Below are 20,670 nucleotides of genomic sequence, written 5' to 3'. Positions count from 1 at the left end.
GGGATTGCAGCACAGGGCGGGGCGCCCGACCCCAGCGCCCCTTCAAAGCCAGCCGATATCCTTGAGCAACTGGTAGGTGAGGTCCTTGGGCAGCACGACCGAGTGGCTCAGGTCGCCGTTGATCGACGGCTCCATCAAGAGGTTGGGGAAGGCGCTGGTGTCGAAATGCGAGACGGACGAACCGCCCTGGAAGGGGTTGGGCGCAAACATCAGCATGCGGCCGGCGCCGTCGGCACCGGCACGCACCGACAGATCCACCCCCAGGTTGGCGAACATGCCCGAACGCGTGCGCGTGCGGGTGGCCAACGCCGCCTTGAGCGCTGCGCCGTCGGCCTGGGTGATGCGCACCGACGGGATGGTGACGGTAGCGTCCGTGCCGCCCAGGCCGGGTGGCGGTGAACCGGCCACGTTGTCGGCCACGATCACCGCGATCGCGCCGGCGTTCTGGGCGTTCTTGACCTTGACGTTGAAGGTGCAGACGCCGCGGTCGACCAGCGCGATCTTGCCCGTGACCGCCAGGGCATTGGCCGCCGACAGCGGGTTGCAGGCGAGGCCGAGATTGGGCGCCGTGTCGACCACGGGCATGATCTCTCCGGTCAGGCCGGGGCTGGACAGCGCCGGCCCGAAGGAGGCCGTGCCGACCGAGTAGTTGCCCGCCACCGAGGCCGGCATGCTGATGCTGAGCAGCGGCGTGCCGGCCTGCAGCACGGTGGCCAGGTTGGCGTTGACGTTGCTGCCCGTCCAGACCAGCTTGCCGTTCTTGAGCGACGAGGCGGCCCGCTCGGCATTGGTCATGTTCTTCCAGAGCTTGCCGGTGGCGGCGTCCTGCAGGAAGTGGTCCCAGATGCTCGGAAAGCCCGCGAGCTGTGCGCCGCTGCTGGCGTTGGTGTAGGTCTGGAAGCCCAGGCCATGGCCGAACTCATGCGTGAGCACGGTCACCAGGTCGACGTTCGTGCCGTGGTTGTTGTCCAGGCCGAGGTAGAAGAAGATGCCGGTCAGGCAACCCGCCTGGCCCAGGTTGATGTTGAAGCGGGCGCGGATGTCGGCGGTCGCGGGGTCGAGTTCGACGCCAGCCAACATATTGGCCTGCGCCTTGCCGAACCAGGTGCCGGGCACCGGCATGCTGGGGCTGTCACGGAACACTTCGGTCGCGCCGGCGCTGCCGAGCACGGCGCCGGTGGCGGTGCAGGTCAGGGCTTCCCAGGTGGCCAGCACGCGGATGGTGACGCTGCTGGTGAGGGTGGCGCCCCAGGTGTTGGCGGCAGCCTGGAAGGCGTTCAGGCGTTGCTGGCCGAGGGTGGTGCCGGGGTTGYCGCCCACGGGTGCCGCCGGGGTGGCGTCATTGAAGCCGACACCGGCTGGATCGCCATTGACGATCACGATGGTCGAAGCGGCGAAGGTCAGGGCGGAGAAGGCCAGGCCGATGCCGCCGAGGAGGGCGCCGCGGAGCACCGTGCGCGCCGGGGTTGCGGTGAGGTGGTGGTTCACTTTTGCCCTCCCTTTGCTGCCCGGTCGGCGGCCTCGAGTTGCGCCATGGCGGCCTCTGCCGTGGGTGCGCAGGCCTGCTGCAGCCGCCCCTTGGCGTCCTTGCGCGCGACCGCATAGCTGGCCGAGCTGTCGTCGAGCGTCATGCCCACGCTGCCGTCGGGGCCGTAGAGCATGGTGGGCTGGGTCACGGCCATGGCGCGCGCGCGGCCGTTGGTCTTGGCCGCTTGCCGCGAGGCAGCGGCAGCGGCGGCAGCAGCCTGCAGCGCCGCCGCCTGCTCGGCCGTGGGCTGCACCAGCTGGCCGGTGGCCGGGTCGATGAAGGCGGTCATCGCGGGCGTTTGGGCTGGCAGCTGGGCTGCCTTGCCCGCGCCTGCCACGGGCGCATTGATCACGCGCACATGCGGGAAACTCATGATGCCGCTGGCGGCCTGGCCTGATGCGCTGTCGGTTGCGGGGCCTTCCGCTGCGCAGGCTGGCGCCGCCAGCATGATCAAGGCCACCGACGCCGCGGCGGATACCGGCCGCAAATGGAAGGTATGCAGATCCATGCTTGCTCCTTGCTAGTTCACGACTTAGACAAAGGGCCGGCGCCGGTGGGCCGTGATGGTCGGCCAGCGCGGCCGAACGAAGCTCAGGTTCGGCGGCGTATCCGCCACAGGCCTGCCAGCGCGAGCGCGCTCAGCGCCAGCGTGTCCGGCTCGGGCAGCCGCTGAGCGGCGGCGTTCACCTGGACGGTGTCCACGCCGATGTAGTTGCCGTCCACCGACGTGTCGCCCACCACGTAACGGAAGGCGAGCCGCCCGAGGGTGTCGCTGGCCAGGCCGGAGATGGTGTAGTTCTGCGTCACCCAGCCGTCGTCATTGGTCGACGAATAGCTGCCCAGCAGGATCGCGAAGTCACCGAAGCTGGAGGTGGTGGCGCCGACGTCGCTGCTGGCGCCGGACAGGCTCAGGCGGGTTTCCAGCGTATCGAGGAAGCCACTGCCGGCCACCCGCACGACGAAGCTCAGCACATCGCCGTTGTGCAGGGTGAGCATCGGCGTGATCAGCCAGTTGCTGATCGCGCCACCGAAGCTGGCGGCGTTGAAGTTGGAGGCGATATAGGAGTCGGCGGCGCCCGAGCTGGCCGGGAAGCTGCTGACGTTATCGCCCTGGAACCAACTCGTGCTGCCGCCCGGCGTGCTGTTGTTGATCTGGTTCCACCCGGCGGCGCCCAGCAGGCTGATGTCGTCGAAGCCTTCGACCAAGGTCGGCATGGCCAGCGCCGGTGCCCCGAGCGCGACGAGCGCCAGTCCTGCCAATAGCTGCTTCATGATGAAGACCCCATTTCGGCCGCAATGGCACTGACACTACGTCCCACCGCCGCCAGCAACAACCCCAAGTCGCGGGGCGGGACATTCCCGAAAATTGCGATCCCGAGGTGGCGCCGGCAGGACTTTGCGCCTATGGGAAATCAGGGGCGAGAGAGGGCTTGCGGCGCGGCGATCACAGCAGGTCTTCCTGGTCCATGGTGTGGGCCTCGACGTCCATGGGCAGCAGCTGGATGCTGGCGCGCAGCCCCGGCACCGCGCTCATCAGCGCCTGCTCCACGTCCACGCGCAGCGCGGCCGCGCGGCCCAGCGTCCAGCTCGCCGGCATGTGCATATGCAGGTCGACGAAGCGGCGCTGGCCGGCCACGCGGCTGGCGATGTGATCGAAACGGATGGCATGCGGATGGAGAAAGCCATCCAGCACCGCCATCACCTCGGCCATGGATTCGGCGTCCAGGGCCTGGTCCATCAGGCCGCCAGTGGATTCGCGCATCAGGTGCACACCCTCGCGCAGGATGTTGAGCGCCACGATGACGGCCAGCAGCGGATCCAGCCAATGCCAGCCGGTGGCCATGACGCCCAGCAGACCGGCCACGACGCCGGCCGAGGTCCAGACGTCGGTGATCAGGTGGCGCGCATCGCCTGCCAGCGCGACCGAGCGCACCTCGCGGGCCTTGCGCAGCATGGCCCAGGCCATCCAGCCGTTCAGCGCCGAGCTGACGACGGCCAGCGTCACGCCCAGGCCGATGGACTCCAGCGGCTGCGGGTGCCGCCAGCGGTCCGCGGCGCCCCACAGGATGCCCAGGGCCGCCGCGATGATGAGGATGCCTTCGAAGCCGCTGGAGAAATACTCCGCCTTGTGGTGGCCATAGGGGTGGCCTTCGTCCGGCGGCTGGGCCGCGAGCGTGACCATGGCCAGCGCGAACACCGCGCCGGCCAGGTTGACGAGGGATTCCAGCGCATCGGCAGCCAGGCTGACCGAGCCGGTCCACCACCAGGCGGCCGTCTTCAGGGCGATCGTCACGAGGGCCGTCGCGATGGAGAGCTTCAGATAGGCGCTGGCTTGCATGCCCCGCATTCTCGCCATGGTGCGGGCCCTGGCAGGCAACAATGCCGCCCACCTTCTTGTTCGACGCGGGGCCCGCAGTGGCGAAGATTCTGGTGAGGTTCTGGTTGCTGCGCTTCGTGCAGGTCTTCCTGCTGGCCGCGGCGCTGCTCGGCGCCGTCGAATGGCTGCAACGCCGCGACACCGGCTTCGGCTATGCGTCGGTCGCCACCTGGGCGGCGCTGTCGGCACTGGCGACGGCGAGCCTCTCGGCCTGGTGGGCCTACAAGCGCCAATGCAAGATGGTGTTCAAGGATCGGGCCTGAGTGCCCGGGCCCTTCCTAGAATGACGGCAAGTCCCCCCGGAGCAGCCATGACCACCCCCCACGCCACCGACGTCTCCCACATCGCGCCGCGCGAGAAGGCCGAGATCCTTTCCCAGGCCCTGCCCTATATCCGCAAGTTCCACGGCAAGACCATCGTCATCAAGTACGGCGGCAACGCCATGACCGACCCGGCCCTGCAGCAGGACTTCGCCGAGGACGTCGTGCTGCTCAAGCTCGTCGGCCTGAATCCCATCGTCGTGCACGGTGGCGGGCCGCAGATCGAAGGCGCACTGAGCCGCCTGGGCAAGAAGGGCGAGTTCGTCCAGGGCATGCGTGTCACCGACGAGGAGACGATGGAAGTCGTCGAGTGGGTGCTGGCTGGCCAGGTGCAGCAGGACATCGTCGGCCTCATCAATGCCGCCGGTGGCAAGGCCGTGGGCCTGACGGGGCGTGACGGCGGCATGATCCGCGCCCGCAAGCTGCGCATGCTGGACAAGGACGACCCGAGCAAGGAGCACGACGTCGGCCAGGTCGGCGACATCGTCGCCATCGACCCCAGCGTCGTGAAGGCCCTGCAGGACGATCAGTTCATCCCCGTCGTCAGCCCCATCGGTTTCGGCGAGCACAACGAGAGCTACAACATCAACGCCGACGTCGTGGCCGCCAAGCTGGCCACGGTGCTGCAGGCCGAGAAGCTGTTGATGCTGACCAATATCCGCGGCGTGCTGGACAAGCAGGGCGAGCTGCTGACCGAGCTGACGCCGCGCCGCATCGACGAGCTGGTGGAGGACGGCACCATCAGCGGCGGCATGATCCCCAAGATCGCCGGCGCCATCGACGCGGCCAAGAGCGGCGTCAATGCCGTGCACATCATCGACGGCCGCGTGCCGCATGCAATGTTGCTGGAGATCCTGACGGATCAGGCCTACGGCACGATGATTTCGTCTCGATGAGACGAAATGCTCGTGCCGCGTCTGAGCCGAAGGGGAGGACTTGCGATGATCAGCTCACGATGAGTCGACGAAGCCCCAAGACTTGGCTGTTCGACCTCGACGACACGCTGCACAACGCCTCGCACCGCGCGTTCGCCGAGCTGAACACCTCCATGTCGGCCTATATGGTCACCTACCTCGGCCTGACCGAGGAGGAGGCCGCCGTGCTGCGCACCGTCTACTGGCAGCGCTATGGCGCGACGCTGACGGGGCTGCAGCGCCACCATGGCGTGAAGCCGGCCCACTTCCTCCGCGAGACGCACAGGCTGCCCGGGCTGGAGGCGCATCTGCACGGCCATGGCCACGACCTGTCCGCGCTGCGCCGGCTTCCCGGGCGCAAGCTGCTGATGACCAATGCGCCGCGCAGCTATGCCGAGCGCGTGCTGGCGGCCATCGGCCTGACCGGCGTGTTCGAGCGGCTGATCTGCGTCGAGGACATGATCATCTTCGGCCACTCCCGCCCCAAGCCCGACACGCGCATGTTCCGCATCGTGCTGGCGCGGCTGAAGCTGCGACCGGAGCAGTGCATCCTCGTCGAGGACACGCTGATCCACCAGAAAGCGGCCCGCAGCCTGGGGATGGGGACGGTCTGGATGCAACGCTGGCTGCGCAAGGCGGCCGATGGCCGGCGCCTGCAGCACCGCCCCGCCTATGTGGACCGGCGGGTACGCTCGCTGGCCGCGTTGTTACGTTCCCCCCAGTAATGAAGGAAGACGCGCATGGCTGAGGGGGAATCTTCGTCGGACAATGGGGGTTCCCCGCTTTGAAGAGTCCCACAGAGTCCATGTCCCCGTTCTCGGTCCTGATCGTCGAAGACCAAGCCCGCTTCCGGGAGGCCTTCACGCATGCCCTCGGCAGCGTGCCCGACATTGAATTGCTGGGCATCGCGCCCGACCTGCCCCAGGGCCGGCGCATGTTCGACCAACTCCAGCCCGACGTCCTCCTCGTCGACCTGGACCTGCCTGGTGGTAGCGGTATCGAGCTGATCCGCCATGCGGCCCAGACACGGCCGCAGTGCGAGGTCATGGTCATTTCCGTGTTTGGCGACGAGCAGCATGTGGTGGCCAGCATCGAGGCGGGTGCCACCGGCTATCTGCTGAAAGACAGCCTGGCGCTGGACCTGCCCGGCCAGTTGCGCTCGCTGCGCGCCGGCGGCAGTCCCATCAGCCCCGTCATCGCCCGCCGTCTGCTGGTGCGCCTGGCGCCTGGCAGCCAGGGCTCCACCGGCCCGTCGCCCGAGGCGATGGCCGCCACGATGGCGGACGAAGAGGTCGTCGCCCTCTCCGAGCAGGAGTCGCGCGTGCTGCACCTGGCCGCCAAGGGCTTCACCTTCGACGAGATCGCGCAGTTCATGCAGGTCTCGCCGCACACGGTGATGACCTATGTCAAGCGGGTCTACCGCAAGCTGCACGTCCGTTCGAAGGTGGAAGCGATCTACGAAGCGCGCCGTTTAGGCTGGCTGCGCGATTAGCATCGTCGGCATGGACGCTGACCAGCCCGCCGCCGACAACCCCACTTCCAGCCCGAAGAAGCGCCCCAAGCCCGGCGAGCGCCGCACGCAGATCCTGCAGGTGCTGGCCGGCATGCTGGAGCAGCCGGGCGCCGACCGCGTCACGACGGCGGCGCTGGCCGCCAAGCTCGACGTCAGCGAGGCGGCCCTGTACCGCCACTTCGCCAGCAAGGCGCAGATGTTCGAGGCGCTGATCGACTTCATCGAGGGCAGCGTCTTCGGCCTGGTCAACCAGATCGCCGACTCGCCGCACCCCCTGCCGCCGCCCGGCAAGGCCGCGCGCATCGCCAGCGTCATCCTGCAGTTCGGCGAGAAGAACCCCGGCATGACACGCGTGATGGTGGGTGACGCCCTCGTCTACGAGAACGAGCGCCTGGTGGCGCGCATGAACCAGTTCTTCGACCGCATCGAGTCCTCGCTGCGCCAGGTGCTGCGCACCGCGGCCGAGGCGCAGGGCTCGCTGACGCCGACCGTGCAGGCCAACGCCCAGGCTTCGGTCTGGGTGAGCTTCATCATCGGCCGGCTGCAGCGCTATGCGCGTTCGGGCTTCAAGCGGCTGCCGACCGAGCAATTGGAAGCCTCGCTCAAGGCGATCGCCTGAGCCTGCCGGCCTAAACTGCGGCGATGTCTGCCGCTCTGGAATCTTTCCTTGTCCGCGCCGAGGGCCTGCTGACCCGCCTCGAAGCGGTGCTGCCCCACGCCGCCAAGCCGCCCGACTGGGCCGCGTCCACCGCCTTCCGCGCCCGCCGACGGCACGGCGCGCTGTGCCTGGAGCCGGTGCGTGCCATCAGCCGCATCGCCTTGTCGGATCTGAAGGAAGTCGAGCCGCAGAAGGAGCGTCTGCTGCGCAATACCGCCCAGTTCGTCGCCGGCAAGCCGGCCAACAACGTGCTGCTGACGGGCGCCAAGGGCACGGGCAAGAGCTCGCTGATCAAGGCCGTGCTGAACGAGTTCTCGGCCCAGGGCCTGCGCCTCATCGAAGTCGACAAGGCCGACCTGGTCGACCTGCCGGACCTCGTCGAACAGGTCGCCGCCCGCCCGGAGCGCTTCGTCGTTTTCTGCGACGACTTGAGCTTCGACGAAGGCGAGGCCAGCTACAAGGCGCTGAAGAGCGTGCTCGACGGCTCGGTCGCGGCCGCCACCGACAACGTGCTGATCTACGCCACCAGCAACCGCCGCCACCTGCTGCCCGAGAAGATGGTCGACAACCTCTCGGGCACCCATGGCGAGCATGGCGAGATCCATCCCGGCGAAGCGGTGGAAGAGAAGATCTCGCTGTCCGAGCGCTTCGGCCTGTGGATCAGCTTCTATCCCTTCAGCCAGAACGAATACCTGGCCATCGTGGCGCAGTGGCTGCGCCACTTCGGCCTCGACGACACCGCCATCGAAGGCGCGCGCCAGCAGGCCCTGATCTGGGCCCTGGAGCGGGGTTCGCGGTCGGGCCGCGTGGCCTACCAATTCGCGCGCGACATGGCGGGGCGGGCCGAATGAGTGAACGTCCCATCACCGAAGTGGCGGTTGGCGTTCTCGTCGCCCCTGACGGCCAGTTCCTGCTGACCTCGCGCCCCGAGGGCAAGGTCTACGCCGGCTACTGGGAGTTCCCGGGCGGCAAGGTCGAGGCCGGCGAGACCGTCGAGCAGGCGCTGGCGCGCGAGCTGCGCGAGGAGATCGGCATCGAGATAGCTGCCGCCTACCCGTGGAAGACGGAGATCTTCGACTACCCCCACGCACTGGTGCGGCTGAACTTCTGCAAGGTGTTCGAGTGGACGGGTGAGTTCCAGATGCTGGAGAACCAGCAGATGGCCTGGGCCAGCCTGCCGGTGCAGGTGAAGCCGGTGCTGCCGGGCACTTTCCCCGTGCTGGATTGGTTTGCCGCGGAGCGCGGCCATGTCGGCCCCACTCACCTAGACTGAAACCATGAGCTGGTTGGACGAAATCAAATGGGATGACAAGGGCCTGGTGCCCGTCATCGCCCAGGAGCAGGGCACGGGCGACGTGCTGATGTTCGCGTGGATGAACCGCGAAGCGCTGGCGCTGACGGCCGAGCGCGGCCAGGCCGTCTACTGGAGCCGTTCGCGAGCCAAGCTCTGGCACAAGGGCGAGGAGAGCGGCCACTTCCAGCAGGTGCACGCCATCCGCATGGACTGCGACAACGACGTCGTGCTGCTGACCATCACCCAGCTGGGCCACGAGCCGGGCATCGCTTGTCACACCGGCCGCCACAGCTGCTTCTTCCAGAAGCTGGAAAACGGCGTCTGGAGCGCCACCGAGCCGGTCCTGAAGGACCCGAGCAAGATCTATGAGTGACGACATCCTCCACCGCGTCGGCGCGGTCATCGCCTCCCGCAAAGGCGCCGATCCGACGACGAGCTATGTCGCCAAGCTCTTCGACAAGGGCCTGGACGCCATCCTGAAGAAGGTCGGCGAAGAAGCCACCGAGACCGTCATGGCGGCCAAGGATGGCGACGCTCAGAAGGTCGTCTACGAGGTGGCCGATCTTTGGTTCCACAGCATGGTCGCGCTGGCCCATTTCGGCCTGACGCCCGAGGACGTGCTCAGGGAACTTGCGCGTCGCGAGGGCTTGTCCGGCCTGGAAGAATTTGCGTCCCGCAACAAGCCCACGAAAGAAGCGCCATGAACAATGATCCTAGCCCCGTGGCATTGGGTGTCGGCGCGCCCGACGAGAAGCTGGCCAGCCTCAAGCAGCTGACGATGGTGGTCTATGCCCTCTATGCGCTGAGTTTCTTCACCGGCTTCACCGGCGTCGTCGCCATCATCATCAACTACATCAAGCGCGAGGACGCCGCGGACACCGTCTACGCCAGCCATTTCACCTGGCAGATCCGCACCTTCTGGTGGAGTCTGGTGTGGGGCGTCCTGGGCTTTGCCACCTTGCTGCTGGGCGTGGGCTTCGTGATCCTCGCCGTAGACGGCATCTGGTTCCTCTACCGCATCGTCAAGGGCTTCCTGAACTGGAACGACGGCAAGCCCATGCCGGTCTGAAGCGAGCAAAAGATGACTCACGACCCCAACTGCCTGTTCTGCAAGATCGTCGCCGGCCAGATCCCGAGCAAGAAGGCCTATGAGGACGAAGATGTCCTCGCCTTCCACGACATCCATCCCTGGGCGCCTGTCCACGTCCTCATCATCCCCAAGCGCCACATCGCGTCCATGGGCGATGTGACCGAAGCCGATGCCGCGCTGCTGGGCAAAATGACGGCCCTGGGCCCGCGGCTGATGAAGGAACTGGGCGTCACCAACGGTTTCCGCCACGTCATCAACACCGGTCCCGACGGCGGTCAGGAGGTGTTGCACCTGCATCTGCATGTGATGGGCGGCCCGCGTCCCTGGTTGAAAGGCTGAGTTGTGACCAAACCTAAGGGCTGAGCACGATCGCACCGGAACGCGCTCGGCCTCGAAATGACCCCTGATGCTAGGGTCATCCCTCACCTAGAATTTGAGCCAGTCCACAAGGAGTCAACATCATGGGTTCATTCAGTATTTGGCACTGGCTGATCGTCCTCGTCGTCGTCATCGCCATCTTCGGCACCAAGAAGCTGCGCAATGTCGGTTCCGACCTCGGCGCGGCCGTCAAGGGTTTCAAGGATGGCGTGAAGGACGGCACTGCGTCCGAGGACGCGACGGCAGCGCCCCAGCAGGTCACCGCTCGCAAGGTCAATGACCCGAACACGGTCGACGTCGACGCCAAGACCAAGTCCTAAGTGCTTGACTTCGGCTTCGACAAGATCGCGCTGATCGGCGCGGTGGCCTTGATCGTCATCGGCCCCGAGAAGCTGCCGCGCGTGGCCCGCACGGTGGGCACCTTGCTCGGCAAGGCGCAGCGCTATGTGGCCGACGTGAAGGCCGAGGTCAACCGCTCCATCGAGCTGGAGGAACTTCAGAAGATGAAGTCCCAGTTCGAGACGGCGGCGCGCGATGTCGAGCAGAGCGTGCGCCAGGAGGTGGACTCGGCCAGCCAGGCCCTGAACCAGACCTGGAGCGACGTGACCAGCGACCCGTCCTACGAAGCGGGCACGACCATCGCGCCGCCGCCACCCGAATACCGTCATCCCCGGAAGAACTGGCGCCTCAAGCGCGGCAGCACGCCGGTGTGGTTCAAGCAGAAGGCCGGCGTGAAGCGTCACACCCAATCAGGGGCTGCCCGAGTGGCGCGCTTCCGTCCGCCGGGTATCCGTTGATGAGCTCCTTCCAGAACCCCGACCACGACGAACTCGCCGGCACCGAACAGCCCTTCGTCACCCACCTGATGGAGTTGCGCGACCGGCTGCTGCGTGCCGTCATCGCCATCGCGGTCTGCTTCGGCGTGCTCTGCCTCTACCCGGGCCCGAGCCAGCTCTATGACTGGCTGGCCGCGCCGCTGGTGGCCAACCTGCCCGAAGGCACCAAGATGATCGCGACCAACGTCATCGCGCCCTTCTTCGTGCCGATCAAGATCACGATGCTGGCCGGCTTCATGCTGGCGCTGCCCATCGTGCTCTATCAGGCCTGGGCCTTTGTCGCGCCGGGCCTGTATTCGCACGAAAAGCGCCTGGTGGTGCCGCTGGTCCTGTCGAGCACGCTGCTGTTCTTCGGCGGTGTGGCCTTCTGCTATTTCTTCGTCTTCGGCCAGGTCTTCAAGTTCATCCAGAGCTTTGCGCCCAAGAGCATCACGGCGGCGCCAGACATCGAGGCCTACCTCGGCTTCGTGATGAACATGTTCATCGCCTTCGGCGCGGCCTTCGAGGTGCCGGTCATCGTCGTCGTGCTGGCGCGCATGGGCATCGTGTCGGTCGAGAAGCTGCGCGAATGGCGCGGCTACTTCATCGTCGTCGCCTTCATCGTCGCGGCCGTCATCACGCCGCCGGACATCGTCTCCCAGCTGGCCCTGGCCATCCCGATGTGCCTGCTCTATGAAGTGGGCCTGTTCGCCGCCGGCTACTTCGTGCGCCATACCAAGGCGCCCGACGAGGCTGAGGCGACCACCACCGATCAGTCGTCCTGATTGCGTGGCGGCCGCGGCCGCTGCGCCACGGCGAGCTGGAACTGCAGGGCCTTGCCGGCGCGCTGCACGCTCACCTCGACCTGGCTGCTGGGCTTGAGCGCCGCGACGCTGGCCAGCAGCTCGGTCGGCGTCGCCACCGCATGCGCGCCGACGCGGGTCAGCACATCGCCCGGCTTGATGCCGGCCTTGGCCGCTGGCGCATCGTCGTAGACGCCGCCGATCAGGACGCCCTTGGCATCGCCCAGCTTCAGTGCCTCGGCCAGCTCCGGCGTCAGCTCGCGCGTCTGCACGCCGATCCAGCCGCGCGCGACGACGCCGTCCTGCAGCAGTGATGAGGCCACCTGGCGCGCCACATCGACGGGGATGGCAAAACCGATGCCCAGGGACCCGCCGCTGCGCGAGAAGATGGCCGTGTTGATGCCCACCAGCCGGCCATCGGCATCCACCAGCGCGCCGCCCGAGTTGCCGGGGTTGATGGCCGCGTCGGTCTGGATGAAGTTCTCGAAGGTGTTGATGCCCAACTGATTGCGGCCCAGCGCCGAGACGATGCCGGACGTGACGGTCTGGCCGACATTGAAGGGGTTGCCGATGGCCAGCACGACGTCGCCCACAGCCAGGCTGGCCGCGTCGCCCATCGCGATGACCGGCAGGTCGGGGAGATTGATCTTCAGCACGGCGACATCGGTCTCGGGGTCGGTGCCAATCAGCTTGGCCTTGGCCTGGCGGCCGTCGCTGAGCATGACCTCGATGTCGGAGGCGCCATCGACGACATGGTTGTTGGTCAGCAGTACGCCGTCGGCCGAAATGATGACGCCCGATCCCAGGCCGAGCTGAGGGTTGCCGCGCGGCTGGCGTGGTCCGAACGGGAAGCCGAACAACTGCTCGTGCGCACGGCCCGCTCGAGACGGCGCCTTGCTGGCCGTGATGCTGACGACCGCCGGCGCCGCGACACGCGCGGCCTGCGAAAAGCCCACGCGCACCACGGAGGCGGCGGCGGATGGGGGCAGCGCGATCTGGCGCGCGGTCTGGGCGATGGTCGCGTCGGGCAGGCGGGCGTTCTTCAGCCATTGCGGCTTCAGCGTCGCGACGACAAAGAGTGCGGCGAGGATGACGGTGACCGCCTGCGCGAAAATCAGCCAGAGCCGTTTCAACACCACATCCCCATCAAGCCATGACCGATCGCGCCGCGCTGGAGCTCCGACTGAACCAGTTGCTGGAGCCCGCGCGCTTCAAGGATTATGGGCCGAACGGTCTGCAGGTCGAGGGGCGCGCAGATGTCCGCCATCTCGTCTGCGGGGTCACTGCCAGCCTGGCGCTGATCGATGCGGCCATCGCCGCCAAGGCGGACGCCATCCTCGTGCACCACGGCCTGTTCTGGCGCGGCCAGGACGGCCGCGTGACGGGCTGGATGAAGCAGCGCCTGGCCCGCCTGATCCAGCATGACATCAACCTCTTCGCCTACCACCTGCCGCTGGACGCCCACCCGACCCTGGGCAACAACGCCCAGCTCGGCGCGCAGTTCGGCTGGGCGGCGGACCGCCGCTTCGGCGAACAGGACCTGGGCTTCAGCGCTGCCGTCGAGGCGACCGGTCTCGATGCACTGACGGCGCAACTGGCCGAGCGGCTCGGCCGCCCCGTGACCACCGTGCCCGGTGACGGCCGCCCGCTGCGCCGCGTCGCCTGGTGCACCGGCGGCGCCCAGGGCTATTTTGAATCGGCCATCGCGGCCGGCGCCGATGTCTTCATCACCGGCGAGATCTCCGAACCGCAAGCCCACTACGCCCGCGAGACCGGCGTCGCCTTCATCGCCGCCGGCCACCACGCCACCGAGCGCTATGGCGTGCAGGGCGTGGGTGCCCAGGTCGCCCAGGACCTGGGCCTCAGCTGGCAGTTCATCGACGTGGACAACCCAGCCTGACCTAATCCTGGCGTAACCCGGCGCGGGGCCGCGGCTCCTAGCATCCGGCATGCCTTCCTGCTGCTGCGTTGCCCGCTCGCCCACTCGTGTCCTTGGGATGCTTGGCCTTCATCTGGCCGGCGCGTGAAGGCGGCGGAGGCCGTCATGCGGCCAGGCCGCTGGCGCCTGGCTTCGTCCCGGCGCCGGCAGGTGGCGGTCTGYGCCGTGCTGTTGGGGCACGCGGTGTTGCTGCTGCTCGTCTTGCAGGCGCGACGGTGGCCGGCGGGAGGCGAAGAAGCGCGGCGTTCAGTGGTGCTGCGCCTGGTGCCGCAGCCGCCGCAGTTGCGCCAGCGTGCGGCGCGCGTGCAGGCGCGGCCGCCCGCCGCCGCATCACCGGGCATCAGCCCGAGACCCAAGCCAACCCTGTCCGCCGCACCGAGCGGCGAGGGCGCCCCCGTGGTTGCGGCGACCGGTGCGGCCGTGTCACCCGGTGCGGCGGCTTCTGCACCCGGCGCGCTGAACCTGAGGCCCAGCCCCGAAATCCTGCGCGGCGCCCTGGCCAACCCGGCCACGACCGACCCGCGCAGCAATTCGCCCAAGCCCACCTTCGAGGAGCGCATCGCGATGGGGCTGGACCCTGAACTCTGCGTCAAGCTCGAGCGCGATGCCGACGGCTTCGTGCGGCGCCGCATGGGGCGGCTGGTGAATGCCACGTCGCTGCTGCAGTCCACGCATGGCGTGGGCGCCAGGGGCCTGCTGGTCTGTGAATGACGCCGCCTGAGGTTCAGGTCTCGGCCGCCAGCGCGTAGGCGATCGCGGCGCGGGTGGCGGCGACCTGCGCCGCGTTGCATTGCTCGGGCGTGGCGCGCGGGCTGTCGGGGTAGACCTCGGTCGTCGTGCTGAAGCGGGCGCCGGTGATGGCGGCGCACAGGTTGCGGCTGCGCACCGCGAAGCTGATGACGCCGGGCGACTGCAGCGGACAGCCAATGATCTGGCCGTTGGCATCGGGCTCGGCGATGTGGGTGACCTGGGCCACCGCGGCAATGACAGCCCGCTGGAACTCGGGTTGCGGGTGCTCGGCGTCGTCGACAAGGTAGAAGCCATCGGGGATCACGCCAGGCTCGAACACCTCGCCATCGCGTGCCGCCAGGGCCGGGCGGAACTCCGACTCGTCCGTGTCGGTCGTCTCGTGCAGGTCGATATGCATCAGCACGCGGCCGCGCAGCGGCGCCAGCAAGGCCACCAGGGCCGCGGACTCGGGCACGGGGCTGCCTGCACGGAAGTTGCGGTTGGGGTCCAGGGCGTCGAAGTTCCAGCGCTGCACGCGCTCATAGGCCCAGGGGCTGACGCAAGGCACCACCAGCAGGTTGGCGCGGCCGGCGACTTCCTGACCATGCTCGCGGATGAACTGCAACGCACCCTGCACGCCGCTGGTCTCGTAGCCGTGCACGCCACCGGTCACGACGTGGATGGGCAGGTCGTCGCGCCAGCCGCGGCTGCGGATGGCCAGCAGCGGGAAGCGCTCGCCGTTGTAGACCACGGCGCCGTATTCGCTGACGTCGAAGTCCTGCTTCAGGGACTCGATGGCGGCGACCACGTCAGCCGCAAAGCTGCGCTGCTTGACGAGGCGCCCACGCCAGGCGGCGACCTCGGTCGGGCCCCAGGGCTGGCCGGGAATGCCGATTGCGTAGCTCATGGCCGTGCCTTTTCGCTCAAGATCCACGCATTGATGCGCTGCTCCAGCAGCGGCAGCGGCATGGCGCCCTGGTCGATGACGGCCATGTGGAAGCGGCGCTGGTCGAACCTGGCGCCGAGGGCGGCTTCCGAGCGGGCGCGCAGCTCCTTGATCTTCAGTTCGCCCATCATGTAGCTCAGCGCCTGGCCGGGCTGGGACAGGTAGCGGTCGACCTCGGCCGTCATGAAGGTGGCGTCGTGGCCGGTCTGCTCGATCATGTAGGCGATGGCCTTGTCGCGGTTCCAGCCCAGCGCGTGCAGGCCGGTGTCGGTGACCAGGCGGGCGGCGCGGAACATCTGCGCCTGCAGGTGGCCGAAGCGCGTGTAGGGGTCGCGGAACAGGCCGATCTGCGGCCCCAGCGTCTCGGCATACAGCGCCCAGCCTTCGCTGAAGACCGAGTACTGCGATTGGCGGCGGAAGTTGGGCAGCTCACCCAGCTCGACCTGGCGCGAGATCTGCAGGTGGTGGCCGGGCACGGTCTCGTGGGCCACCAGGGTCTCCATCGCCCACTTGGGCCGGCGCTTGAAGGCGATCGCGTTGGCGTTGAACCAGCCGGGCGTCGTGCCGTCCAGCGACGGGCCGTTGTAGTTGTCGGCCGCGCCTTCGCCGGTGTAGGGCGGCATGCCGCGGATGCCATAGGGCGAGCGCGGCAACTGGGTGAAGAGCTTGGGCAGCTCGGGGTCGATGCGCTTGGCGATGGCGCGGTAGCCGTCCAGCAGCTCATCGGCGCTCTGGTTGAAGAACTTGGGGTCGCTGTAGAGGAATTTCTTGAAGGCGGCGAGGTCGCCGTCGAAGCCGGCCTCGGCCTTGACCTTCTCCATCTCGGCGCGGATGCGTGCGGCCTCGCGCAGGCCGGTGGTGTGGATGTCGCCGGCCGCCAGCGGCAGCGTCACATGGCGCAGGATCAGCGCCTCGTAGACCTTGTCGCCGCCGGGGTAGGTCGACAGCGAGCCGCTGTCGGGCGCCTTGGGGCTGAGCTCGTCCTTCATGACGGCGAGCAGCTTGCGCTGGGCCGGGTAGAAGAGCTCGCGCATGGCCGCCTGGCCCTGGGTCTGGTAGTTGGCCTTGACGCCGGCGTCCACTGTCATGCGAGCGAAGGGCTCGTAGGCAGGGCTCTTGGTGACGTCCTCGGTCAGTTGGCCCTCGACCTGGGCGATGGCACGGGCCAGCACCGGCTTGGACGTGACCCAGCCCAGCGCCAGGCCGTGGCGCAGGATGGCGATCTCCTGGTCGACCCGCGCCGGATAAGCGGCCAGGCGCGCCAGCCACTGCTTGACCTGGGCCTCGTTGTTGACCGGCACATTGCGTGCAAAGCCGGCCAGCGCCGACTGCGCGCCGTACAGCGTTCCCAGCGTCAACGTGCGCCAGCCGGCGAAGCCCTGCACGGCCACTTCCTGCTGGTAGCGGTTGATGAACAGGGCGAGGGACACGCGGTCGGTGTCGCTGAGCAGGCCGACGTCCACCGCGCGGGCGCGGGCCAGCATGTCGCGGGCGAAGGCGTCGCGGGCGGCGAGGCCGGCCTCGGAGCGGTCGCTCAGCTTGTCGTTGAAGCGCAGGTCGCCGCGCAGCGTCGCCCATTCGGGCGCGGCGCGGGCCTCGGACTCCCAGGCTTCATCGAACAGGGCCTGCAGCGCCTGATGGGCCTTGGCAGAGGCGTCGGCAGCCGTGGCTGCGGGCTTTGGGGCCGCTTGGGTGGCGGCCGGTGCGRCCAGGTGCAGGCCGGCGGTCAGGGTGGCAACAAGGGCGGCAACAAGGGTCTTGCGCAAGAGAATCTCCACGGCGTGATCAGCCGGTCGGCAGTCTGCCAGTGCGCCGCCGAGGTGATGAAAGAATGCAGCATGACCCCGGAAAACTCCCTAGGCCAGCCCCTGGTCGTCAGCATGGGTGATGCCTGCGGCATCGGCCCCGAGATCATCGCCAGGCTGTGGCGCCAGAATGCGCCGCGCGACGCCCTCGTGGTGGGCGACGTGGCCGTGCTGAGGAGGGCCGTGGCGGCCATCGGCGGCGGGCTGGCGGTGGCCGAGCTGCAGGAGCCCGAGGAGTTGGGCCGCGTGCCGCCGCGCTGCCTGCCGGTCTGGCAACCCGTGGGCCTGCCGGTGGGTCTGATCGAGGCACCGCTGGGCCAGGTCGACGCCCGTGCCGGCGCGGCCGCGGCCCTGTGCATAGCGGCCGCCGTCGGCCTGATCCAGGCCGGCCGGGCGCGCGCCCTCGTCACGGCCCCCATCCACAAGGAGGCCCTGCACGCGGCCGGCTCGCCCTATCCGGGCCACACGGAGATGCTGCAGGCGCTGGCGGGCGGCGTGCCGGTGCGCATGATGCTGGCCAATGAGGAGCTGCGCACGGTGCTCGTCACCATCCACTGCTCGCTGCGCGAGGCGATCGAGCGCGTGACGCGCGAGGCGGTGGCCGAGACGCTGAGCATCACGCAGGCGGCGCTGCAGCGCATGGGCATCGCGGCGCCGCGCATCGCGGTGGCAGGCCTGAACCCGCATGCGGGCGAAGGGGGCCTGTTCGGCGACGAGGAGATCCTGCACATCGCGCCGGCCATTGCCGATGCACGCGCGGCGGGCATGGATGCCAGCGGCCCCTATGCGCCCGACACCATCTTCATGCGCGCCCGCCGCGGTGAGTTCGACGTCGTCGTCGCGATGGTGCACGACCATGGCTTGATCCCGGTCAAGTACCTGGGCGTGGAGCAGGGCGTCAATGTGACGCTGGGCCTGCCCTTCGTGCGCACCAGCCCCGACCACGGCACGGCCTTCGACATCGCGGGGCGGGGCCTGGCCGACCCAGCCAGCCTGGGTGCGGCATTGGCAATGGCTCGACGGCTCAGCGCGCCGGCGTAAGCGCCGCCAACTGGGCGCGCGCGCGCGCGGTGGCGCGCTCGAGCAGGTAAGCGTTCTCGAAGGCGCGCATGCGGTCGGCCTCGCAGAGCTTCCTCAGCATGCGGGCCGTCATCGTCACCGTCTCCTGGTGGCGGCTGCCATGCGTGAAGATGAAGAAGCTGCGACCCGCGCTGACATGGGCCAGGCGCACCTTCTGCCACTCGGTGCCGGTGTGCATCTGGTAGGCGAAGCCGATCTGCATGTTGTCCATCAGCCCGGCCCCGCCGCTGGGCTCGGATGGGCTTTCGGCGGCGGGCAGGCCGTCGATGGAGATGTCCACGGCCTGCAGAGGCTCGGCCGCCGCGGCGGCGTCGTTGCCCGACAGGTCGAGATCGAGCTCGCCGTTCCAGTCGACGCTGGCGTCCTCGACCAGGCCCAGGCTCTTAGCCTCGGCCGGCGTCAGGCGCTGGCTGGCGTCGAGCTCGCCGGGGGCGCTTTCGCCCGCGATGGGCTTGGCGAGATCGGCTTCTCCAGGCGGCGCGACGCCGAAGATCTGATCAAGCTGCTTGATCAGCAGATTGGTGTCGAGGGCGCTGGGGGCCTGGCCCTTCAGCGACTCGGCGTGTGCCGGCAGCAGCACGCCRAAGAAGTCCTTGCGTGGGCCGTCCGGCCAGCGGATCAGATCCATGCCCTCGTTGAGGGTGCGCATCAGATTGGGCAGCTCGCGCAGGAAGTCGGCGCGGGCCGCCGTGCCGCCCTTGGGCTGCACGCTCATGACCAGGGTGCGGCCGAGGGTGCGCAGGCGCAGCGCCCGCTCCGGCGCGCCTTCTCGCGAGGCCAGCACGATGGCCTGGCTCCAGACCTGGGCGAGGAAGCTGCGCAGGAAGTCCTGCATCGGCACCCGGGCCAGCTGCTGCTGCAGTTGCAGCGCATAGCGCTGCTGCAGGCGCAGGTCGGTCTCGCGGCGTTCGACGACGGCGGCGGCGTCGCCAGCGGCCTTCAGCGTGTTGCGGGTCTGCTCGGCGATGAAGGTTTCGAGGGCGTCCAGTTTGGCCGTGTAGACGTCCATGCGGTCGAAATCGCCCTGGGCGACGTCCTGCACGAGGTCGCGGACATGGGCCAGGAAGGAGCGGCCCGGGTCATCGCTGAAGTCGTCGAAGGCGCAGGCGAGCGAGCCCATGCGGTTGACGAACACGCGCACCGGATGGCGGCGCGAGGAGAAGAAGGTCTCGTCGCCCAGGGCCACGCGCAGCACGGGCAGCTGCAGGCGGGCGAGCAGGCGCGCCATCTGCGGCGGCACCTTGGGGTCGGACAGGATCTGGTCGAACAGGCCGGCGACGACGTCGATGACCATGTGGTCCAGCCGGCCCGTGGCCATCTGCCGCAGCTCGTCGCGGTGCTGGTTGATGAGATTGGCCGGCAGGGGCATCTGCCCCCAGGCGCTGGGTTCGCCACTGAGGGTGTCCAGGCCCATGCGGCCGGAGTTACCGTGGCTGTCGTAGGCTGGCTCATAGGCCCCGGGCGCCTGCGCGAGGCGGCGCAGCAGGTCCATCATCTGCGGTTCGACCCGGCCGAAGCCGCCGCCACCACCGCCACCGCCGCGACCACCGAAGCCGCCGCCCATGCCACCGAAGCCGGTGTTGCGGCCGCCGCCCTGGCCGCCTTGCCCGCCCAGGCCGCCATGCCCCGAGCCGCCGTAGCCGCCGCGGGTGGACATGCCGCCGTGACCCGAATCGAGGTCGCCCGGCTGGGTGGGGGCGCCCAGGCCACCCAGGCGCGAGGCCGCGCCGTCCGGCGTCGCGCGCACACGCAAATCCTGGGGGCGCAGGCCGCGCGAGCGCAGCAGCTCGGCGATGTCGCCGTAGCAGGCGCGCATCTCCTGGGCCAGGGAGCGGGTCAGCTCGTCGGTCAGGGTCTGGCGGGTGACGGGGTCGTCGGTGATGGCCTGGATGGCGTCGAGCAGGCCCTGGCCGATGAGTTCGGGCCGCAAGGGGTTGCGCTCGCCGACCTGGATGCCGGCGACATAGGACTCGACCTCGCGCAGCTCCCACTCGCAGTGGTGGCCGATGGCCAGGCCGATGCGGTCGGCGGCCACCAGGTTGTTGACCTGGTCGTCGTCCATCAGCGAGAGCTCGCCCCAGCCCTTCTTGGCTGGCGCCGCGGTCTGCGGCTTGGGATCGGATTGCTCGGCCGCGACCTGCTTGCGCAAACTCTGCACAAAACGCTGCGAAAACACGCCTTGCTGCTGGCGGAAAACGAATTGAGCCGCCAGCAGCGTGTCGCGCTTCTTGACCTGGCCGGAGGACAGCGCCAACAGCCCAAGTCCTTCCGCGCAGCGCTCAGCCGCCTGCTCACCCGCCAGACGGATGCGGGTCAGCGAGGCTTCGAGGTGAGGATTGAGGCGTATCTCTGGCGCGTTCATCAACAAAGTGGCACGAGCTGCATCGAAAGTATCGCGCTTGCAACAAGCACGGGTTTTCAACGGGTTGCCAAATTGGTGGCAAAAAAAAGCCCGGTAACTATTGCTTACCGGGCGGCGGA

General features: G+C 68.5%; 25 protein-coding genes. 17 read left to right on the top strand and 8 right to left on the bottom strand.

Features of this window, described 5'->3' with window-relative positions; all coding sequences use genetic code 11:
• Window positions 1–42: 42 nt before the first annotated feature.
• The 4 genes from AC1DW3_RS18455 to AC1DW3_RS18440 form a co-directional block, all read right to left on the bottom strand.
• Window positions 43–1,488 carry a PA domain-containing protein gene (locus AC1DW3_RS18455; RefSeq protein ID WP_477933548.1) on the bottom strand — a complete coding sequence of 482 codons (1,446 nt, stop codon included), beginning with the start codon at window positions 1,486–1,488 and terminating at the stop codon, window positions 43–45.
• Window positions 1,485–2,036, bottom strand: coding sequence for a post-PEP-CTERM-1 domain-containing protein (locus AC1DW3_RS18450; RefSeq protein WP_477933546.1), 552 nt, complete (start codon window positions 2,034–2,036; stop codon window positions 1,485–1,487). The genes AC1DW3_RS18455 and AC1DW3_RS18450 overlap by 4 nt, the downstream gene beginning before the upstream one ends.
• Before the next feature lie 83 nt (window positions 2,037–2,119).
• Window positions 2,120–2,800, bottom strand: a complete 681-nt coding sequence (locus AC1DW3_RS18445; protein ID WP_477933544.1) for a choice-of-anchor J domain-containing protein — start codon at window positions 2,798–2,800, stop codon at window positions 2,120–2,122.
• 172 nt (window positions 2,801–2,972) lie between these two features.
• Entirely contained in the window at window positions 2,973–3,866 is an 894-nt protein-coding gene (locus AC1DW3_RS18440) for a cation diffusion facilitator family transporter (protein ID WP_477933542.1), read from the bottom strand.
• 92 nt (window positions 3,867–3,958) lie between these two features.
• On the opposite strand from AC1DW3_RS18440, the gene AC1DW3_RS18435 reads away from it, so the two are divergent.
• The 14 genes from AC1DW3_RS18435 (at window position 3,959) to tatC (ending at window position 11,672) form a co-directional block, all read left to right on the top strand.
• On the top strand, window positions 3,959–4,168 hold the full coding sequence (locus AC1DW3_RS18435; protein ID WP_477933540.1) for a hypothetical protein: 210 nt from the start codon (window positions 3,959–3,961) through the stop codon (window positions 4,166–4,168).
• Window positions 4,169–4,215: 47 nt separating this feature from the next.
• A complete protein-coding gene (gene argB, locus AC1DW3_RS18430; protein WP_477933538.1) occupies window positions 4,216–5,121 on the top strand; it encodes an acetylglutamate kinase in 906 nt (301 codons plus the stop codon).
• Window positions 5,122–5,180: 59 nt separating this feature from the next.
• Window positions 5,181–5,864: a pyrimidine 5'-nucleotidase gene (locus tag AC1DW3_RS18425; protein ID WP_477933536.1), complete on the top strand. Its 684-nt coding sequence runs from the start codon at window positions 5,181–5,183 to the stop codon at window positions 5,862–5,864.
• Window positions 5,865–5,944: 80 nt separating this feature from the next.
• Window positions 5,945–6,631: a response regulator gene (locus AC1DW3_RS18420; RefSeq protein WP_477933534.1), complete on the top strand. Its 687-nt coding sequence runs from the start codon at window positions 5,945–5,947 to the stop codon at window positions 6,629–6,631.
• A 10-nt stretch (window positions 6,632–6,641) separates the two neighbouring features.
• Complete coding sequence (gene slmA, locus AC1DW3_RS18415; RefSeq protein WP_477933532.1) at window positions 6,642–7,271, top strand: nucleoid occlusion factor SlmA; 630 nt, start codon at window positions 6,642–6,644, stop codon at window positions 7,269–7,271.
• A gap of 23 nt (window positions 7,272–7,294) precedes the next feature.
• On the top strand, window positions 7,295–8,161 hold the full coding sequence (locus AC1DW3_RS18410; RefSeq protein WP_477933531.1) for an ATP-binding protein: 867 nt from the start codon (window positions 7,295–7,297) through the stop codon (window positions 8,159–8,161).
• On the top strand, window positions 8,158–8,583 hold the full coding sequence (locus AC1DW3_RS18405) for an NUDIX domain-containing protein (protein WP_477933529.1): 426 nt from the start codon (window positions 8,158–8,160) through the stop codon (window positions 8,581–8,583). Before AC1DW3_RS18410 ends, AC1DW3_RS18405 begins: the two co-directional genes overlap by 4 nt.
• Before the next feature lie 4 nt (window positions 8,584–8,587).
• Window positions 8,588–8,977, top strand: coding sequence for a phosphoribosyl-AMP cyclohydrolase (gene hisI / locus AC1DW3_RS18400; protein WP_477933527.1), 390 nt, complete (start codon window positions 8,588–8,590; stop codon window positions 8,975–8,977).
• Window positions 8,970–9,308: a phosphoribosyl-ATP diphosphatase gene (locus tag AC1DW3_RS18395; RefSeq protein WP_477933525.1), complete on the top strand. Its 339-nt coding sequence runs from the start codon at window positions 8,970–8,972 to the stop codon at window positions 9,306–9,308. The genes hisI and AC1DW3_RS18395 overlap by 8 nt, the downstream gene beginning before the upstream one ends.
• Window positions 9,305–9,673, top strand: a complete 369-nt coding sequence (locus AC1DW3_RS18390; protein WP_477933523.1) for a DUF4870 family protein — start codon at window positions 9,305–9,307, stop codon at window positions 9,671–9,673. Before AC1DW3_RS18395 ends, AC1DW3_RS18390 begins: the two co-directional genes overlap by 4 nt.
• Window positions 9,674–9,685: 12 nt before the next feature.
• Window positions 9,686–10,033, top strand: a complete 348-nt coding sequence (locus AC1DW3_RS18385; RefSeq protein WP_477933521.1) for a histidine triad nucleotide-binding protein — start codon at window positions 9,686–9,688, stop codon at window positions 10,031–10,033.
• Between the two features lie 122 nt (window positions 10,034–10,155).
• Entirely contained in the window at window positions 10,156–10,392 is a 237-nt protein-coding gene (gene tatA, locus AC1DW3_RS18380) for a Sec-independent protein translocase subunit TatA (RefSeq protein ID WP_477933519.1), read from the top strand.
• Window positions 10,393–10,869: a Sec-independent protein translocase protein TatB gene (tatB, locus tag AC1DW3_RS18375; RefSeq protein WP_477933517.1), complete on the top strand. Its 477-nt coding sequence runs from the start codon at window positions 10,393–10,395 to the stop codon at window positions 10,867–10,869.
• On the top strand, window positions 10,869–11,672 hold the full coding sequence (gene tatC / locus AC1DW3_RS18370) for a twin-arginine translocase subunit TatC (protein WP_477933515.1): 804 nt from the start codon (window positions 10,869–10,871) through the stop codon (window positions 11,670–11,672). The genes tatB and tatC overlap by 1 nt, the downstream gene beginning before the upstream one ends.
• On the opposite strand, the gene AC1DW3_RS18365 is transcribed toward tatC, so the two are convergent.
• Window positions 11,660–12,826 carry a S1C family serine protease gene (locus AC1DW3_RS18365; RefSeq protein WP_477933513.1) on the bottom strand — a complete coding sequence of 389 codons (1,167 nt, stop codon included), beginning with the start codon at window positions 12,824–12,826 and terminating at the stop codon, window positions 11,660–11,662. The genes tatC and AC1DW3_RS18365 overlap by 13 nt on opposite strands.
• A gap of 17 nt (window positions 12,827–12,843) precedes the next feature.
• On the opposite strand from AC1DW3_RS18365, the gene AC1DW3_RS18360 reads away from it, so the two are divergent.
• Together AC1DW3_RS18360 and AC1DW3_RS18355 are read left to right on the top strand one after the other, a co-directional pair.
• Window positions 12,844–13,590, top strand: coding sequence for a Nif3-like dinuclear metal center hexameric protein (locus AC1DW3_RS18360; RefSeq protein ID WP_477933511.1), 747 nt, complete (start codon window positions 12,844–12,846; stop codon window positions 13,588–13,590).
• 144 nt (window positions 13,591–13,734) lie between these two features.
• Complete coding sequence (locus AC1DW3_RS18355) at window positions 13,735–14,340, top strand: hypothetical protein (protein ID WP_477933509.1); 606 nt, start codon at window positions 13,735–13,737, stop codon at window positions 14,338–14,340.
• A 13-nt stretch (window positions 14,341–14,353) separates the two neighbouring features.
• Here AC1DW3_RS18355 and AC1DW3_RS18350 read toward each other — a convergent pair whose 3' ends face one another.
• On the bottom strand, window positions 14,354–15,265 hold the full coding sequence (locus AC1DW3_RS18350; RefSeq protein WP_477933507.1) for a M14 family metallopeptidase: 912 nt from the start codon (window positions 15,263–15,265) through the stop codon (window positions 14,354–14,356).
• A complete protein-coding gene (locus AC1DW3_RS18345) occupies window positions 15,262–17,070 on the bottom strand; it encodes a DUF885 domain-containing protein (RefSeq protein ID WP_477933505.1) in 1,809 nt (602 codons plus the stop codon). The genes AC1DW3_RS18350 and AC1DW3_RS18345 overlap by 4 nt, the downstream gene beginning before the upstream one ends.
• A gap of 72 nt (window positions 17,071–17,142) precedes the next feature.
• Here AC1DW3_RS18345 and pdxA point away from each other — a divergent pair, with 72 nt between their 5' ends.
• Window positions 17,143–18,150 carry a 4-hydroxythreonine-4-phosphate dehydrogenase PdxA gene (gene pdxA / locus AC1DW3_RS18340; protein ID WP_477933503.1) on the top strand — a complete coding sequence of 336 codons (1,008 nt, stop codon included), beginning with the start codon at window positions 17,143–17,145 and terminating at the stop codon, window positions 18,148–18,150.
• On the opposite strand, the gene AC1DW3_RS18335 is transcribed toward pdxA, so the two are convergent.
• Window positions 18,134–20,551, bottom strand: coding sequence for a DUF1631 family protein (locus AC1DW3_RS18335; RefSeq protein WP_477933501.1), 2,418 nt, complete (start codon window positions 20,549–20,551; stop codon window positions 18,134–18,136). The genes pdxA and AC1DW3_RS18335 overlap by 17 nt on opposite strands.
• Window positions 20,552–20,670: the final 119 nt, after the last annotated feature.

It is taken from the genome of Roseateles sp. P2_H4 (genome assembly GCF_056403315.1).
Note: the sequence above shows the minus strand (reverse complement) of the source record. Positions and strands in the feature narration are given on the sequence as shown.

What these genes read in the sequence shown, in the direction of transcription:
- tatC (WP_477933515.1), top strand. Translation starts at nt 10,869, where the DNA reads ATGAGCTCCTTCCAGAACCCCGACCACGACGAACTCGCCGGCACCGAA.
- argB (WP_477933538.1), top strand. Translation starts at nt 4,216, where the DNA reads ATGACCACCCCCCACGCCACCGACGTCTCCCACATCGCGCCGCGCGAG.
- AC1DW3_RS18445 (WP_477933544.1), bottom strand. Translation starts at nt 2,800, where the DNA reads ATGAAGCAGCTATTGGCAGGACTGGCGCTCGTCGCGCTCGGGGCACCG.
- AC1DW3_RS18405 (WP_477933529.1), top strand. Translation starts at nt 8,158, where the DNA reads ATGAGTGAACGTCCCATCACCGAAGTGGCGGTTGGCGTTCTCGTCGCC.
- AC1DW3_RS18360 (WP_477933511.1), top strand. Translation starts at nt 12,844, where the DNA reads ATGACCGATCGCGCCGCGCTGGAGCTCCGACTGAACCAGTTGCTGGAG.
- pdxA (WP_477933503.1), top strand. Translation starts at nt 17,143, where the DNA reads ATGACCCCGGAAAACTCCCTAGGCCAGCCCCTGGTCGTCAGCATGGGT.
- AC1DW3_RS18425 (WP_477933536.1), top strand. Translation starts at nt 5,181, where the DNA reads ATGAGTCGACGAAGCCCCAAGACTTGGCTGTTCGACCTCGACGACACG.
- AC1DW3_RS18420 (WP_477933534.1), top strand. Translation starts at nt 5,945, where the DNA reads ATGTCCCCGTTCTCGGTCCTGATCGTCGAAGACCAAGCCCGCTTCCGG.
- AC1DW3_RS18410 (WP_477933531.1), top strand. Translation starts at nt 7,295, where the DNA reads ATGTCTGCCGCTCTGGAATCTTTCCTTGTCCGCGCCGAGGGCCTGCTG.
- AC1DW3_RS18350 (WP_477933507.1), bottom strand. Translation starts at nt 15,265, where the DNA reads ATGAGCTACGCAATCGGCATTCCCGGCCAGCCCTGGGGCCCGACCGAG.
- AC1DW3_RS18385 (WP_477933521.1), top strand. Translation starts at nt 9,686, where the DNA reads ATGACTCACGACCCCAACTGCCTGTTCTGCAAGATCGTCGCCGGCCAG.
- AC1DW3_RS18390 (WP_477933523.1), top strand. Translation starts at nt 9,305, where the DNA reads ATGAACAATGATCCTAGCCCCGTGGCATTGGGTGTCGGCGCGCCCGAC.
- tatA (WP_477933519.1), top strand. Translation starts at nt 10,156, where the DNA reads ATGGGTTCATTCAGTATTTGGCACTGGCTGATCGTCCTCGTCGTCGTC.
- slmA (WP_477933532.1), top strand. Translation starts at nt 6,642, where the DNA reads ATGGACGCTGACCAGCCCGCCGCCGACAACCCCACTTCCAGCCCGAAG.
- hisI (WP_477933527.1), top strand. Translation starts at nt 8,588, where the DNA reads ATGAGCTGGTTGGACGAAATCAAATGGGATGACAAGGGCCTGGTGCCC.
- AC1DW3_RS18450 (WP_477933546.1), bottom strand. Translation starts at nt 2,036, where the DNA reads ATGGATCTGCATACCTTCCATTTGCGGCCGGTATCCGCCGCGGCGTCG.
- AC1DW3_RS18440 (WP_477933542.1), bottom strand. Translation starts at nt 3,866, where the DNA reads ATGCAAGCCAGCGCCTATCTGAAGCTCTCCATCGCGACGGCCCTCGTG.
- AC1DW3_RS18395 (WP_477933525.1), top strand. Translation starts at nt 8,970, where the DNA reads ATGAGTGACGACATCCTCCACCGCGTCGGCGCGGTCATCGCCTCCCGC.